This window comes from Pseudomonas fluorescens NCIMB 11764 (assembly GCF_000293885.2).
In the GTDB taxonomy this organism is placed as follows: Bacteria; Pseudomonadota; Gammaproteobacteria; order Pseudomonadales; family Pseudomonadaceae; genus Aquipseudomonas; species Aquipseudomonas fluorescens_B.
The window spans coordinates 5,699,481-5,714,654 of record NZ_CP010945.1 but is presented as its reverse complement, the minus strand read 5'-3'; the positions used below and the strand labels follow the sequence as shown (position 1 = coordinate 5,714,654).

Here is a 15,174-nt window from a genome sequence, read left to right as displayed (position 1 = left end):
GGGCCGTCGTTGCTGGCCCGCAGCGTTGTCAAGATACTCGTTTTGTTCAATAGCAAACGCGAAAAATGGAAGTGTCCTACCTCTGAGCCGATGTTTTTCCTGCGTCGTCGTGGCGCGTTTTGGCTGGTAGAATCGCCAGTCGTTTTTTCTGGAGTTTGCCCCCGTGATCACTTCCCGTCTTCGTACCCTGCGCGACCATATCCGTTGGGCCGTCAGCCACTTCCATGGGGAGGATCTGTTTTTCGGCCATGGGACCGACAACGCCTGGGACGAAGCCCGTCAACTGGTGTTGGGCGCGTTACACCTGCCGTGGGAAATTGCTGACAGTTACCTCGACTGCAACCTCGAAGAGGACGAGATCGTCAAACTGCAGCGCATGCTCAAGCGCCGTATCGAGGAACGCATCCCGACTGCTTACCTGCTGGGCGAGGCCTGGTTCTGCGGCATGTCGTTCATTGTCGACGAGCGTGTGTTGGTCCCGCGTTCACCGATTGGCGAGCTGATCGAAAAGCGTTTCGAACCGTGGCTCGGCGCCGAACCTGCGCGGATTCTCGACCTGTGCACCGGGTCCGGTTGTATCGGTATCGCGTGTGCCTATGAGTTCCAGAACGCCGAAGTGGTGCTGGCCGACCTGTCGTTCGAAGCGCTGGAAGTGGCCAACAAGAACATCGAGCGTCATGGCGCCGATGAGCGGGTATACACGGTTCAGGGCGATGGGTTCGACGGTTTGCCGGGGCAGCGCTTTGACTTGATCGTGTCGAATCCGCCTTACGTCGATGCCGAGGATTTCGCCGACATGCCGCAGGAGTACCAGCACGAGCCCGAGCTGGGCCTGGCCTGTGGCGACGATGGTTTGAACCTGGTGCGCCGCATGCTCGCCGAAGCGGCGGATCACCTGACTGAGAAGGGCTTGCTGATTGTTGAAGTGGGCAATAGCCAGGTTCACGTCGAGGCGCTATACCCGGAGGTCGACTTCGCCTGGCTCGATTTCGAGCGCGGCGGTCATGGCGTGTTCATGTTGACGGCGCAGCAGTGCCGCGATCATCAGGCGTTATTCGCTTCCCGCGTTTAATCGTCTGAAGCTTCGCGAGCAAGCCCGCTCCCACACTGGATTTGCGTTGTTCACAAATCCCCTGTGGGAGATTCTATGTTTGGGGGGAACACCCAAACATAGAATTTGGCTTGTATTCGGTTTGGTTTTCCATCAGGGCAAACATCACTCTGGCCAGCTTGCGTGCCAGGATAACCAAGGCCTGAGTGCCTTTTAGACCTCTGGCCAGATAGCGTTCGTAGTACGGCTTCCAAGTCGGCGAACGGCTGGCAGCCATAGCGCTATTGTGAAACAAGCGCCGGAACTCCGAGTCCCCTCGTTTAGAGAGTCGGCGCTTTTGATCCTTTTGTCCTGACTGCCTCACACGCGGATCCATGCCGAGGAAGGCGACGTACTCGTCGCTGTTGGCAAATTCCCCACGCATAAAAGCAGTGGCCGCTGCAGTGGCCGTCAGGAGCCCTACGCCCTCGATGGCCTGGCAACGCTTCACCTGATCATCAATCCCACCTTCCTCAGCAATTTCCTTGAGCGTTTTCTGAATCATCTTTTCGAACTGGGCAATGGCGGCCAGAAGCTGGTTGAAGTGCTCTTTCAGCAAGGATTCGTTTTTCCAGCTCTGCTTGAGTGCAACACAGGCCCGGACCAACTGAGCCCGACGGCGAAGCAGGCTTTTCATTTGTGTGTAAGCCTTCGGTGGCGGATTCCAGATCCTCAATCTGTCGGATTCGCGGCTCAAGTAACGGGCCAGCAGTTCGGCATCCAACGTATCTGTTTTCGCCCTCATGCCTATTCCATCGCGGTATTTGTTGAGGCGACTGCCATCGATGACGTAAACGTCATGGCCCATTTCATGGGCCATTTCCGTTGTATCAAGGTGATAGATATTGGTCGCTTCTAGCGCGATAGCGCTGTGCGCTGGCAGCGTCTTGAGCCATTGCTTCAAGGTTGATCGCTTGTTCGCGATATTTAGGGTCTTTTCCAGGTCGGATCGATAGATAACGATCTCGTCCTTCGCCACATCCACACCGACGACCACCTGCGAATCCAGGATTGTCATGGCACACCCTCCGAGCTAGGGTTTAGATACTTGACGGGGTTCACCGTTGCGCTGGCTTGTTTCTATCGTCGGTCCGAGCCGATGCATTCCTTATCGGCGCATTAGGTGAAGGGGTGGGACGAAGTCTCCCACGGTCTGTACTGGTCGGAGTCAGATGACGAGCTTTAGTCCCACCCACCCCTTCAAGTCTAAACATACAAGCGGGCTTGCTCGCGAATGGTCGCGCCACGGTCTCACGCCTTCAACGGTGCGTCGCAATCCAGATCAGCAACCCCGCCTGAAACACCGCAAACGCCACCAGGCACGTAATGGTGAAACGCAGCCCCGCGTCTTCACGCTTGTACTTGCTGACCTTTTCCTCGTGTTTCTTCAGCTTCACTTCCTGCTCGGCCAGATTCTGCTCGGCCTGCTGGAGCATCTGCGCCGCTTCGAGAATTTCCACCTGCTGCAGCTTCTCGCTGTTCCAGTCGGCCAGCAGGTCGCCTACCTGCACTTCTTTGACGCTGCCCTTCAAATGCTGGGCATCGGCATACGCCACCTCAAAACCATGCGCTTTCAGAAAACGATCGCGGCGCAGGCGCGTGTCTTCGTTCAGCGCATCCTTGTTGTTCAGGTCAGTGCCGTCGACGGTGTAGCCAGGCCAGCGCTTTTTCGCCCAGGTAATGCCCTGGGCCGCCATGTAGCGCCCGATGCCACGGTTCATCGGCTCGATCTGCAAACCGCTGTCCGGCCCGAAATGCACGCGCTTGGTGGCGTGATCGACCCACACGTCGAGGTGATTCTGTTCCTTGCGCACCCGCTGGCCGGGCAGCGAAATGGTCATGCGCAACAGGCTGCGCTGCTTGTCGTTGCGTTCGGCATAGCCGAATTCAACAAAGCGCAATGGCCGCCCGCCGGTATTGCGATCGGTCTGCAACGGCGCCAGGCGGAGCATCTTGTGGTGCTCGACGTGGACGTCCGCCCACGGCAGCTCAACCACTGGCGGTGCGTCTTTTTCAGCGGTGGTGTCGGGTGAAGTCGGGGTATCAGTCATAACGGCGAGATCCTGTCCAAGCTCAGCTTGTCGCCAGTCTTGGCGCTGGCGACAAAGGCTTATCGGCCGTTTTTTTCAGGACTGGAGGGCAAAAGAGCTTAACTGGAGCGAAGTCCGTCAATAAAGCCGAGGATTCGCGTGCCGAGCTCGGCCGCCAGCGGCAATTGCGGATCTTTATAAGAGGCCAATTGCCGTTTGACGTCGTTGGGCACGATGCGCAAGACGTGGTTCATGCCGTCGATCAGTGCCAGTTCGGCGTCGGGTTTCGCCGCCTTGAGCAACCTGGCATCGTCGACACCGACCTGAATGTCGTTGCTGCCCTGGATGATCAGCGCCGGCATTTTCAGTTTGGCAAACGCCGCCGCCGGGTCCTGGCGGAACAGCGAAATCAGGTACGGCTGCACACTCGGGCGGAAAATCACCTGCAACTGCGGCGGCACGTTGTCGTCGGTTTTCCCGGCCTTGAGGCTGTCGAGCAACTCATTGCTGCGCAGCATCAGCGGCGGTGGCAGGCGATTGCTCAACTGTTGGCGCAGCACTTGATCGATGGGGCGAGCACTGCCGGACATGGAAATCACCGCCGCGGCATCGACGCTCGGCGCGGCGAGGCTGGCGATCAACGCGCCTTCGCTGTGGCCCAGCAGGATCAACTGGCCGAATCGCGGATCGGTCTTGAGCTTCCGGCCCCAGGCTTCGGCGTCGGCCACATAGGCTTCCACCGACAGGTTGCGTTCGTCCGGGGTCGCCGCGAGGCTCGCCGCTACGCCGCGCTTGTCGTAACGCACGCTGGCAATGTTGTGTTTGGCCAGCACCCAGGCGAGGCGCTTGAGGCTGTCATTGCGCCCACCGTCGGGGTTATTGCCGTCACGATCCGTAGGACCGGAGCCGGAAATGATCAGGACAACCGGCACGGGGTTGTCGGATTTCGGCAGCAACAGCGAGCCGAAAAGCTCCCCGGTGCCGGTATCCAGCGTGATTGGCCGTTGCAGGACAGTGGCCTGTACAAAGCCGGTAAACAAGGTAAGGCTCAAGGCTAAAACTCGCAGCATCATCACGCCATCATTTACAAAGGTGCCGGTTGGACTCGCGAGCACCCATAAGGTTCGAGGATGAACTACTTGGGTAGCCTGCGTATACTGGCGCGCATTAAGTATTCAGGTTCATTTCACGGAGCGTCCTGCATGTCCGGCAATACCTACGGCAAGCTGTTCACTGTCACCACCGCTGGCGAAAGCCATGGTCCGGCGTTGGTCGCCATTGTCGACGGCTGCCCGCCGGGTCTGGAGATTTCCCTGGAGGATTTGCAGCGCGACCTCGACCGCCGCAAGCCCGGCACCAGCCGCCACACCACCCAGCGTCAGGAGGCGGACGAAGTCGAAATCCTCTCCGGCGTTTTCGAAGGCCGCACCACCGGTTGCTCGATCGGCCTGTTGATCCGCAACACCGACCAGAAGTCCAAGGACTACTCGGCGATCAAGGATCTGTTCCGTCCGGCCCACGCCGACTACACCTATCACCACAAATACGGCGAACGCGATTACCGCGGCGGCGGTCGCAGCTCGGCGCGGGAAACCGCCATGCGCGTGGCGGCCGGCGCGATTGCCAAGAAATACCTGGCCACCCAGGGCATTGTCATTCGCGGCTACATGAGCCAGCTCGGCCCGATCGAAATCCCGTTCAAGACTTGGGACTCGGTGGAAGAGAACGCGTTTTTCAGCCCTGACCCGGACAAAGTGCCGGAGCTGGAAGCCTATATGGACCAGCTGCGCCGCGACCAGGATTCGGTCGGCGCGAAGATCACCGTGGTCGCCGAAGGCGTGATGCCGGGCCTCGGCGAGCCGATCTTCGACCGCCTGGACGCCGAACTGGCCCATGCGCTGATGAGCATCAACGCGGTCAAAGGTGTGGAAATCGGCGCCGGTTTCGCCAGCGTTGCCCAGCGTGGCACCGAACATCGCGATGAAATGACCCCGGAAGGTTTCCTCAGCAACAACGCCGGCGGCATTTTGGGCGGTATCTCGTCCGGTCAGCCGATCGTCGCGCACCTGGCGCTGAAGCCCACCTCGAGCATCACCACGCCGGGCCGTTCCATCGACATCCATGGCAACCCGGTGGACGTCATCACCAAGGGGCGCCACGATCCATGCGTCGGCATCCGCGCAACACCGATTGCCGAAGCGATGATGGCCATCGTGCTGATGGATCACCTGTTGCGGCACCGTGGGCAGAATGCCGATGTGCGCGTGAGCACGCCGGTGCTGGGTCAGCTTTAATGGCTGACCTCACAGTCGCTGCGGTCTGATGACCGTGGCGGCGCTGCCGTACTGGCGGCTCTCCAGTTTCTATCTGTTCTATTTCGCCTTGCTCGGTTCGACAGCGCCGTTTCTGGCGCTGTACTTCGATCACCTGGGTTTTTCCAGCGCACGCATCGGCGAGCTGGTGGCGATCCCGATGCTGATGCGTTGCGTCGCGCCGAACATCTGGGGCTGGCTCGGTGACTACACCGGCCGGCGGCTGGCCATCGTGCGTTTCGGCGCGGTCTGCACGTTGCTGACGTTTTCGCTGATTTTCGTCAGCAAGTCCTACGCCTGGCTGGCGATGGTCATGGCGTTACATGCATTTTTCTGGCACGCCGTGTTGCCGCAGTTCGAAGTCATCACCCTCGCGCATTTGAAGGGCCAGACGCAGCGCTACAGCCAGATTCGGTTGTGGGGCTCCATCGGTTTCATCATCACCGTGGTGGCGCTGGGCCGTTTGTTCGAGTGGCTCAGCCTCGACATTTACCCGGTGGCGCTGGTGCTGATCATGGCGGGGATCGTGGTCAGCAGCCTGTGGGTGCCGAACGCCCAGCCCGTTCAGGGCGAACGGATTGCCGGTGACGGCTTTCTCAAGCAATTGCGCCATCCCGGGGTGTTGGCATTCTACGGTTGCGTGGCGCTGATGCAGATGAGCCACGGCCCGTATTACACCTTTCTGACCTTGCACCTTGAGCGATTGGGTTACAGCCGTGGCCTGATCGGCATGCTCTGGGCGCTCGGCGTAGTCGCCGAAGTCTTGATGTTCCTGGCCATGAGCAAGATCCTTGCGCGCTTCTCGGTGCGCCGCGTATTGCTGGCGAGTTTTCTGCTGGCGGCCCTGCGTTGGCTGTTGCTGGGTTCGTTCGCTGAATTTGTCTGGGTGCTGCTGTTTGCCCAAGTGCTGCACGCCGCCACATTCGGCAGCTTTCACGCCGCTGCCATCCAGTTCGTGCAACGTAGCTTCGGTGCGCGCCAGCAAGGGCAGGGCCAGGCGTTGTATGCCGCGCTGGCCGGCACCGGCGGCGCACTGGGCGCGTTGTACTCCGGCTACAGCTGGAATGCCCTCGGGGCCACGTTCACCTTTAGTATTGCCAGTCTCGCAGCCTTCGCCGCTGCCGTTATCATTGCCACACGTATGCAAGAGGACAGGCCATGAGCCTTACCCGTGAACACCTCGCCCAGGAAATCATCGACGCCGGGCGTTTTCTGTATGGCCGCGGCTGGTCGCCGGCCACCAGCAGCAACTATTCGACCCGGCTGTCGCCCACCGAAGCCTTGCTGACCGTATCCGGCAAGCACAAAGGTCAGTTGGGCCTTGATGATGTGCTGGCCACGGATCTGTCCGGCAACAGCCTGGAGCCGGGCAAGAAACCGTCCGCCGAAACCTTGCTGCACACCCAGCTCTACAACTGGCGCCCGGAAATCGGTGCGGTGCTGCACACCCATTCGGTGAACGCCACGGTGCTGTCGCGCCTGACGCCTGAAGATTTCATCGAGTTCGAAGACTACGAACTGCAAAAAGCCTTCAGCGGCGTATCCACCCACGAATCCCGGGTGCGCGTGCCGATTTTCGACAACGATCAGGATATTGCGCGCCTCGCCGCCGAGGTGCAGCCTTGGCTGGAAGCCCATCCCGATTGCGTCGGCTATCTGATCCGCGGTCATGGCCTCTACACCTGGGGTGCGCGCATGAGCGATGCGCTGCGGCAGATCGAAGCCTTTGAATTTTTGTTCGAGTGCGAGTTGAAGACCCGCTCGGTTTTAAACCGCAAAGCATGAACCGTTAAGGAGTTGCCCTGATGAGCAGCCTGTCCGTTTACCACGTCTCAAGCCCTGACATCCCGAACAAGGTGCTGACCCATTTCGAAGACATCGCCTCGACCCTGGCCGAGCAGGGCGTGCGCTTCGACCGTTGGCAAGCGGCGGCGAAAATCCAGCCCGGCGCCAGCCAGGAAGAGGTGATCGCCGCGTATCAGGAGCAAATCGACAAACTCATGACCGAACGCGGCTACATCACCGTCGATGTGATCAGCCTGAACAGCGACCACCCGCAAAAAGCCGAGTTGCGCGCCAAGTTTCTCGACGAACACCGCCATGGTGAAGACGAAGTAAGATTTTTCGTCGCCGGCCGTGGCTTGTTCACCCTGCACATCGACGATTACGTTTACGCCGTGCTGTGCGAGAAGAACGACCTGATCTCGGTGCCGGCCGGCACGCCGCACTGGTTCGACATGGGCGAGCATCCGCATTTCGTCGCCATTCGCCTGTTCAACAATCCCGAAGGCTGGGTGGCCAATTTCACCGGCGAAGACATCGCCAACCGCTTCCCGCGTCTTGAGGACTGAGTCGATGCCGATCAAAGCGATTCTCACCGACATCGAAGGCACCACCAGCGCGGTGAGTTTTGTGTTCGACGTGCTGTTCCCGTATGCCGCCAGACACCTGCCGGACTTTGTTCGCCAGCACGCCACGCGCGCCGATGTGGCCGAGCAACTGGCCGCCGTTCGCCGGGACAACAATGAGCCGGACGCGGACGTCGAGCGCGTTATCGAGATCCTCCTGGGCTGGATCGCCGAAGACCGCAAAGCCACGCCGCTCAAGGCGTTGCAGGGCATGGTCTGGGCGCAGGGCTATCAGGCCGGGCAGTTGAAAGGCCACGTATACCCGGACGCCGTCGAGGCGCTGAAGCGCTGGCATCAGGAAGGTTTCCAACTGTTTGTTTATTCCTCCGGTTCGATTCAGGCGCAGAAACTGATTTTCGGCTGCTCGGAGGCGGGGGACTTGTCGCCACTGTTCAGCGGTTATTTCGACACGACGTCGGGGCCCAAGCGTGAGGCGCAGTCATACCAGCGCATTACCCAGGCGATTGACTTTGACGCGACGCAGATTCTGTTTCTGTCCGATATCGTCGAAGAGCTGGACGCGGCGCGGGCGGCGGGTATGGCGACGTGTGGGCTGGCCCGTGAAGGCGGGGAGTTGGCGGGGCACGTGACCGTGGACAGCTTCGCCAAAATCGATCCCTCCACGTTTTAACGGTCGGAACACCGCCCACAGGGGAATGGTGTAGTTCCAGAAACAACTCAGGCCGTGCAGCGAAAGCTGTCACGGCCTGTTTGTTTACAGCGAGAGCGCGTTTATGCCGAATGATAAGTCGGCAATGCAAACCGCTGCTGGCTCTGCAGCATGGAAATCTGCGGCAGTTCGCTGGCCTGTTCAGCCAGGTCGCGGCGGATGGCGCTGATCACCCACGACAGCTGATCACCGGCATGCAATTGCTGGTAGGAAATGGAACGTTTGAACACTTTGCCTTCGGTGCTGCGCAAGGTCAGCAGAATGCCGCCGTCCGGACGAGGCTGGGTGGTGACTTCGAAGTTGGAGAACAGGGACGAAAATTTTTCTTGGATCAGGTTCATGTCTATCAGCTCCGTAAGCTCTTGAATGGCAAGCATGCAGAGGTAGTTGCAGTGATTGTGCCAGCACCTGAATTTTTAAAAGTCGTTATAAATCAAATAGTTAAATTTATGCCCATTTTTTGTTTTCGTGCAATTTGCATGAATGGCCATCGTGCATCCTGCATTTTGCGAGGTTGCCGACGATTCCATTGAACCAATCGAGGCATGGGCGATCACGATGCCGGCGCGGATACAAAACATTTCAAAAACCGCGTGTACAGCTCAAGAACCGTTGACGTATTTTCGGGCTCAATCACCGTCGCCCGACAATAAAAAATCGCACGGGAACCACCATGAGCCGCACGACGAACGACACGATCACCTGGGGCATGATGCTCCGCAAGCTGCCTGCGATCGCCAAAGCCATCCCGCGGGTGGTGAAGGGCATGAAGGCCGCCAACGTCAAGGACCCGACCCAACCGTGTGGCCTGGGCTGGAGCTTCGAGCAGGCAACGCTGCGCAATCCCGAGGGCGCCGCATTGCTGCAGGGCGCCGTGAAACTCAGCTATTCACAAGTCAATCAGTGGGCCAACCGCATTGCCCATCACTTGATCGCCCAAGGCATCAGCAAGGGCGACGTGGTGGCGGTCTTCATCGAGAACCGCCCGGAATTGCTGGTGACGATCCTGGCGGTGGCCAAGGTCGGCGCGATCAGCGCCTTGCTCAACACCTCGCAGACGCGCGATACCCTGGCCCATAGCCTGAACCTGGTGGCGCCTGCGGCGATCATTGTCGGTGAGGAGTTGGTGCCGGCGTTTTGCGCGGTGCGCGAGCGGGTTTCGATCGACGCGGCGCGGACCTGGTTTGTCGCCGACCGAGACACTTACAACCAACCGGGCATTGCGCCCGACGGTTTCATCAACCTGATGTCGGCGACGGCGGACAGCCCCTGCGACAACCCTGCCAGCAGCCAGCAGGTTTTTCTCGATGACCCGTGCTTCTACATCTACACCTCGGGCACCACCGGATTGCCCAAGGCCGGCGTGTTCAAGCATGGCCGCTGGATGCGCAGCTCCGCGAGCTTTGGCTTGATCGCGCTGGACATGCGCCCCGAAGACATCGTCTATTGCACGTTGCCGCTCTATCACGCCACGGGGCTATGCGTGTGCTGGGGCTCGGCCATCAGCGGGGCGTCGGGGTTTGCCATTCGCCGCAAGTTCAGCGCCAGCCAGTTCTGGAGCGATGTGCGCAACTACCGGGCGACCACCCTCGGTTACGTCGGTGAATTGTGCCGCTACCTCGTCGATCAACCACCGAGTGCCGACGACAGCCAGCACAGCGTGACGAAAATGATCGGCAACGGCCTGCGCCCCGGTGCGTGGCGCGAATTCAAGACGCGCTTTGGCGTGAACCACATCTGCGAGTTGTACGCCGCCAGCGACGGCAATATCGGGTTCACCAACATTCTCAACTTCGACAACACCGTCGGTTTTTCCCTGATGTCCTGGGAACTGGCAGCCTACGACCACGACAGCGGCGCGCCGACGCGGGATGCCTCGGGTTTCATGCGCAAGGTGGCCAAGGGCGAGCAGGGGCTGTTGCTGGCGAAGATCGATGACAAGGCGCCCCTGGACGGCTACACCGATCCACAGAAGACCGAAAAAGTCGTGCTCCACGACGTGTTCGAAAAGGGTGACCGTTACTTCAACACCGGCGACCTGCTGCGCAATATCGGGTTTGGTCACGCGCAATTCGTCGATCGCCTCGGTGACACCTACCGCTGGAAAGGCGAAAACGTCTCGACCACCGAGGTCGAGAACATCTTGCTGCAGCACCCGAACATTTCCGAAGCCGTGGCCTATGGCGTGGAAGTGCGCAACACCAACGGGCGCGCCGGGATGGCGGCGATTACGCCGGCCGAATCCCTGGCGACCCTGGATTTCAGCGAACTGCTGGCCTTCGCCCGCGAGCACATGCCGGCGTATGCGGTGCCGTTGTTTCTGCGGGTGAAAGTGAAAATGGAGACCACCGGCACCTTCAAATACCAGAAGACCCGGCTCAAGGACGAAGCCTTCGACCCAGGCAAAACCGGGGATGATCCGATCTACGCCTGGTTGCCGGGGACCGAGACTTATGTGCAGGTCACTGAACAATTGCTGGCGGACATTCACGGTGGCAAGTACCGCTATTGAATGTGGCTATGGCGCGACTTGAGAAAAAAGAAGTGACAGTGTCGGGGCCGCTCGGGAAACTGTCGGCTTTGCGAATAACTGTAAGTGGAGTCTCCAATGTCCGATCAAAGCCGCCAGATGACCCCCGAAGAAGCTGCCGAGTTTGCCGAACAGGTCTTCAACAAGGCGCGCGAGGGCGATGCGGCCATGATGGCTGCGCTGCTGACCAAAGGCCTGCCGCCGAACCTGCGCAACCACAAGGGCGACACCTTGCTGATGCTGGCCGCCTACCACGGCCATGTGGAAACCGTGAAGGTCCTGCTCGAGCACAAGGCTGACCCGGAGATCCGCAACGACAACGGCCAGAGCCCGATTGCCGGGGCGGCGTTCAAGGGTGACCTGGCCGTGGTCAAGGCGCTGGTCGAGGGTGGCGCGCAAGTGGAAGGCTCGTCGTTTGACGGTCGCACGGCGTTGATGATGGCGGCGATGTTCAACCGCGTGGAAATCGTTGATTACCTGATCAGCAAAGGCGCCGATCCGAAAGCCAAGGATGCCAATGGCGTGTCCGCGCTGGATGCCGCTAAAACGCTGGGCGCGGTGGATACCACGGCGCAGCTTGAGAAATTGCTCGGCTGATTGGCGAAAACCTGTGGCGAGGGAGCTTGCTCCCGCTTGAGTGCGCAGCATTCACAAAAATCTGCATGAACTTAAGGTTTTTGGGGCCGCTACGCAGCCCGGCGCGAGCAAGCTCGCTCGCCACAGGGTTAGTTACACATTCAAAGTCTCTTTGAGTCAGTACACCCAAACCTCAACCCGCCGATTCTTGATCCGCCCTTCATCCGCACTGTTGGCCGCCACTGGCATCTCGGCGCCAAAGCCGCGAATCTCGCGAAACACCACGCCGCTTTTCACCAGTTCCCGCCGCACCGCCATGGCCCGCAGTTTCGACAGCAGGTCGGCCCGCGCCGGATCGCTTTTGGCATCGCCAAACCCCACCAGCGTCACCTGCCGGTTGGTCTTCTGGTTCTGCCGGATGTAATCGAGCACCCGCGTCAGGTCCTGCCGGGCCTTGTTATCCAGCGTCGCGCTGCCTTCCTCAAAGCGGAAATTCACCGTCAGGCGCTGGGCGTGGCGGCTGAGTGCCTGATAACCCTCGGGCATCAGCGCATTCGGCGTGACGGCCATGGCCTGGACGGTCTGGGCAATAAACCCGTTGGCCGCGACGATGGCCTGGCCTTTGCTGCTTTGGGTGAACGCCACCAAGGCTTCGGCCCAGGGATTTTTGCTATTGGGCGGCAGGTAAAAGAACAGCCGGCGTGACAGCGGATAGTCTTCGGTGGCAATCAGGCTGTTGAGCGGCATCATGGCCTGGGATTGGCCATCGACAATTGCTACGGCTTTGGCTTGACGCACGTACGGCAGGCCGATGAAGCCAATGCCTTGCGGGTCGAGGCTGACCGCGTCGGACAATTGCTCGCTGGATTCGTAACGTTTCGCTGCGCTGTTCAGCGTTTTCCCACGACGGCTGAGCACCACTTCCTTGAAGGTGTCGTAAGTACCCGATTGGTCATCCCGCGCGTACAGGTGAATCGGCCCGCCAATGCCTCCGAGTTCTTCCCAAGTGCGGGCTTCGCCGCTGAAGATGCGCGCCAGTTGCTCGGTGTTGAGTTGATTCAGCGGGTTTTGCGGATGAAGGATGATTGCCAGGCCGTCGATGGCGATGACCTGCTCGGCGCCGGGACTTTTCAGATCACCGAGGGATTGCAGGGCCAGCAGTTCGCTGTCCTTGATCGGGCGCGAAGAGGCGGCCAGGTCCGCAGTGGCATTTTTCAGGGCGGTGAAGCCGGTGGTTGAGCCGTGGGCCGCGACTTCCACCTCGACCCGGCGGCCCTGCGCGGTTTCGCCGACGACGCGCAGCTCGTTGGCGGTGTCCGGGGCTTCGCTGTGGACTTTGAGCAAGCCTTGCTCGCGCATCAAACCCTCGACCAGCGCCGGACCCAATGCCGCGCCAATGGTGTTGGAACCCTGGATGCGCAAAACCGGGCCCTGTTTGGGCGTCGGCAAGTCACCGGCCGACGCGGTGACTGGCAGCCCGGCGCACAGCATTGACAGGAATAGAACGCGCAGCGTCATGCCGGTACCTTTAAAGAACAAAGAAAGTGCCGGGAGATTAAGTCAGTAAGGTTTCCGAAAGATGACAGTTACTAAGTAAGGGAGCGAGCCTTTGTGGCGAGGGAGCTTGCTCCCGCTGGGTTGCGAAGCGACCCTGAAAAATGGGCCTGCTGCGCAGTCCAGCGGGAGCAAGCTCCCTCGCCACAAAGGGCGCGCTCCCACAGTAGTTTGTCGCTAATGCTCGGCGGATCAGCTCAACTCAAGCCAGATCGGCGCATGATCCGAAGGCTTTTCCATGCCGCGCAGTTCGTAATCCACGCCGGCATCCTTCACCCGCGGCAACAACCCGTGGGACGCCATGATCACGTCAATCCGCAGCCCGCGCTTGGGTTCATCTTCAAAGCCGCGGCTGCGGTAGTCGAACCAGCTGAAACGGTCGGACACGTCCGGGTTCAGGTGACGGAAGCTGTCCACCAGGCCCCAGTTCTTCAGTCGGGCCATCCACTCGCGCTCTTCCGGCAGGAAGCTGCATTTACCGGTTTTCAGCCAGCGTTTCATGTTGTCCGGGCCGATGCCGATGTCGCAATCTTCCGGGGAAATGTTCACATCGCCCATCACCACCAGCGGCTGTTCGTTGTGGAACTGGCTTTCCAGCAAGTGCTGCAGATCGTTGTAGAAACGCTCCTTGGCCGGGAATTTGGTCGGATGGTCGCGGCTTTCGCCCTGTGGGAAATAGCCGTTCATGATGGTCACCGGCACGCCATTGGCATCGGCGAAAGTGCCCCAGATAAAGCGGCGCTGAGCGTCTTCTTCATCGGTGACGAAACCTTTGTGCAGCGCCAGCGGTTCCTGGCGCGAGAGCAGGGCGACGCCGTAGTGACCCTTTTGCCCATGGAAATACACGTGATAGCCCAGCGCCTGAACCTCGGCCAGCGGGAACTGGTCGTCATGGACTTTGGTTTCCTGCAGGCCGATCACGTCGGGTTGATGCTTTTCGATCAGCGCCGCCAGCTGATGGGGGCGAGCGCGCAGCCCGTTGATGTTGAAGGAGACGATCTTCATGGTCGGCAGTCCTGGCAAAAGGGCGATGCTAGCTGACCTGTGGGATTGGGGCTAGGGTGGGGTGGGGCGAATTACTGTGTTCTGTCAGATCTTTATTGGCAGTACTGGCCTCTTCGCGAGCAAGTCGAATCGTCGCAGCGCTGCTCTCACATTGATCGGTGTCACCTCCCGATTATCGAGACTGGTCTATACCTTGTGGGAGCGAGCCTGCTCGCAATGACGACTTAGGCACCCGCACTGATTCCAGATCAGCAAGGAACTGTATGGGCGCAGACAAACTCGTACCAATAAGAGCGCAGCCACCCGAGCTGTGCCGGGGAGATCTACCGCTATGCCCGAAACCTCGACCGCCATCGCCGATATCCACATGCTCGACAGCGGCTACTCCCGCGAAGCCCGCTCCCTGCTCTATCAGGCCTACCGCCACGAACCGACCTACGGCTACCTCTTCGAAGCCGAGCGCCCCGGTTATGAACAGCGGGTCCGCGCCACCGTGCGCGAACTGGTCAAACAGCACTTTCTTCAGGATTTGCCGGCCATCGGCCTGCTGGTCAACGATCGCTTGATCGGCATCGCCCTGATCGCGCCGCCGCAACGTCGCCTGGGCATTACCGAAAGCTGGGCGTGGCGCCTGCGGATGGTGCTCAGCACCGGGTTTCGCTGCACGCGCCGCTACCTCGAGTACCACGATGCAGTGATGGCGTGCGTGCCGTCCGACTCGGTGCACTTGCTGCCGTTGCTGGGGATTCATCCGCAATTCCAGGGCAAGCACTTCGGCGAGCAGCTGTTGCAGGCGGTGCACAACTGGTGCGCGGTCGATGAACACTCCGAAGGTGTGGTGCTCGATACCGGGAATCCGCGTTATCTGGAGTTCTACAAGCGTCAGGGTTATGAAGAAATCGGCGAGGTCGCCGTAGGACCGGTCCGCGAACATGTGTTTTTCCATGCCAATCCGCAAGTGTTGCAAACCGCTTCGGCATAAACGGTAGAACTTTCGCG

General features: G+C 60.0%; 14 protein-coding genes and 1 pseudogene. 9 read left to right on the top strand and 6 right to left on the bottom strand.

The genetic code is table 11. The features are described 5' to 3' along the window. The first annotated feature begins 163 nt into the window (after window positions 1-163). Window positions 164-1,072 carry a 50S ribosomal protein L3 N(5)-glutamine methyltransferase gene (gene prmB / locus B723_RS26055; protein WP_017339761.1) on the top strand — a complete coding sequence of 303 codons (909 nt, stop codon included), beginning with the start codon at window positions 164-166 and terminating at the stop codon, window positions 1,070-1,072. A 73-nt stretch (window positions 1,073-1,145) separates the two neighbouring features. Here prmB and B723_RS26050 read toward each other — a convergent pair whose 3' ends face one another. The 3 genes and pseudogenes from B723_RS26050 to B723_RS26040 all read right to left on the bottom strand — a co-directional run bounded on the left by B723_RS26050 (window position 1,146) and on the right by B723_RS26040 (window position 4,239). Then, window positions 1,146-2,108, bottom strand: coding sequence for an IS110 family transposase (locus tag B723_RS26050; protein ID WP_052909714.1), 963 nt, complete (start codon window positions 2,106-2,108; stop codon window positions 1,146-1,148). Between the two features lie 241 nt (window positions 2,109-2,349). After that, window positions 2,350-3,141 carry a hypothetical protein gene (locus B723_RS26045; protein WP_017339640.1) on the bottom strand — a complete coding sequence of 264 codons (792 nt, stop codon included), beginning with the start codon at window positions 3,139-3,141 and terminating at the stop codon, window positions 2,350-2,352. 98 nt (window positions 3,142-3,239) lie between these two features. Further along, a pseudogene (locus B723_RS26040) lies at window positions 3,240-4,239 on the bottom strand (alpha/beta hydrolase). 83 nt (window positions 4,240-4,322) lie between these two features. Here B723_RS26040 and aroC point away from each other — a divergent pair. From aroC to mtnC, 5 genes are read left to right on the top strand one after another with little or no spacing between them, the layout of a single operon-like run. After that, window positions 4,323-5,414 carry a chorismate synthase gene (gene aroC, locus B723_RS26035; RefSeq protein WP_007914036.1) on the top strand — a complete coding sequence of 364 codons (1,092 nt, stop codon included), beginning with the start codon at window positions 4,323-4,325 and terminating at the stop codon, window positions 5,412-5,414. A 28-nt stretch (window positions 5,415-5,442) separates the two neighbouring features. Continuing rightward, window positions 5,443-6,594 carry an MFS transporter gene (locus B723_RS26030; protein ID WP_017339638.1) on the top strand — a complete coding sequence of 384 codons (1,152 nt, stop codon included), beginning with the start codon at window positions 5,443-5,445 and terminating at the stop codon, window positions 6,592-6,594. After that, a complete protein-coding gene (locus tag B723_RS26025) occupies window positions 6,591-7,217 on the top strand; it encodes a methylthioribulose 1-phosphate dehydratase (protein ID WP_017339637.1) in 627 nt (208 codons plus the stop codon). Before B723_RS26030 ends, B723_RS26025 begins: the two co-directional genes overlap by 4 nt. 20 nt (window positions 7,218-7,237) lie before the next feature. Further along, window positions 7,238-7,783, top strand: coding sequence for a 1,2-dihydroxy-3-keto-5-methylthiopentene dioxygenase (locus B723_RS26020; protein ID WP_017339636.1), 546 nt, complete (start codon window positions 7,238-7,240; stop codon window positions 7,781-7,783). A gap of 4 nt (window positions 7,784-7,787) precedes the next feature. After that, a complete protein-coding gene (mtnC, locus tag B723_RS26015) occupies window positions 7,788-8,471 on the top strand; it encodes an acireductone synthase (protein WP_017339635.1) in 684 nt (227 codons plus the stop codon). A 101-nt stretch (window positions 8,472-8,572) separates the two neighbouring features. Here mtnC and B723_RS26010 read toward each other — a convergent pair whose 3' ends face one another. Beyond that, the gene (locus tag B723_RS26010) at window positions 8,573-8,851 is read right to left on the bottom strand and encodes a DUF3509 domain-containing protein (RefSeq protein ID WP_017339634.1); all 279 of its coding nucleotides are present in this window, start codon (window positions 8,849-8,851) and stop codon (window positions 8,573-8,575) included. A gap of 332 nt (window positions 8,852-9,183) precedes the next feature. Between B723_RS26010 and B723_RS26005 the strand changes: the two genes are divergently transcribed. Together B723_RS26005 and B723_RS26000 are read left to right on the top strand one after the other, a co-directional pair. Next, entirely contained in the window at window positions 9,184-11,022 is a 1,839-nt protein-coding gene (locus B723_RS26005) for a long-chain-acyl-CoA synthetase (protein WP_017339633.1), read from the top strand. Between the two features lie 96 nt (window positions 11,023-11,118). Continuing rightward, the gene (locus B723_RS26000; protein ID WP_017339632.1) at window positions 11,119-11,637 is read left to right on the top strand and encodes an ankyrin repeat domain-containing protein; all 519 of its coding nucleotides are present in this window, start codon (window positions 11,119-11,121) and stop codon (window positions 11,635-11,637) included. Window positions 11,638-11,793: 156 nt separating this feature from the next. Here B723_RS26000 and B723_RS25995 read toward each other — a convergent pair whose 3' ends face one another. Both B723_RS25995 and xthA read right to left on the bottom strand, forming a co-directional pair. Beyond that, window positions 11,794-13,134 (bottom strand): substrate-binding domain-containing protein, encoded by a 1,341-nt coding sequence (locus tag B723_RS25995; protein ID WP_017339631.1) that lies wholly within the window; start codon window positions 13,132-13,134, stop codon window positions 11,794-11,796. 228 nt (window positions 13,135-13,362) lie between these two features. After that, complete coding sequence (xthA, locus tag B723_RS25990; RefSeq protein WP_017339630.1) at window positions 13,363-14,175, bottom strand: exodeoxyribonuclease III; 813 nt, start codon at window positions 14,173-14,175, stop codon at window positions 13,363-13,365. A gap of 331 nt (window positions 14,176-14,506) precedes the next feature. Between xthA and B723_RS25985 the strand changes: the two genes are divergently transcribed. Continuing rightward, on the top strand, window positions 14,507-15,157 hold the full coding sequence (locus tag B723_RS25985; RefSeq protein ID WP_017339629.1) for a GNAT family N-acetyltransferase: 651 nt from the start codon (window positions 14,507-14,509) through the stop codon (window positions 15,155-15,157). Window positions 15,158-15,174 lie beyond the last annotated feature (17 nt).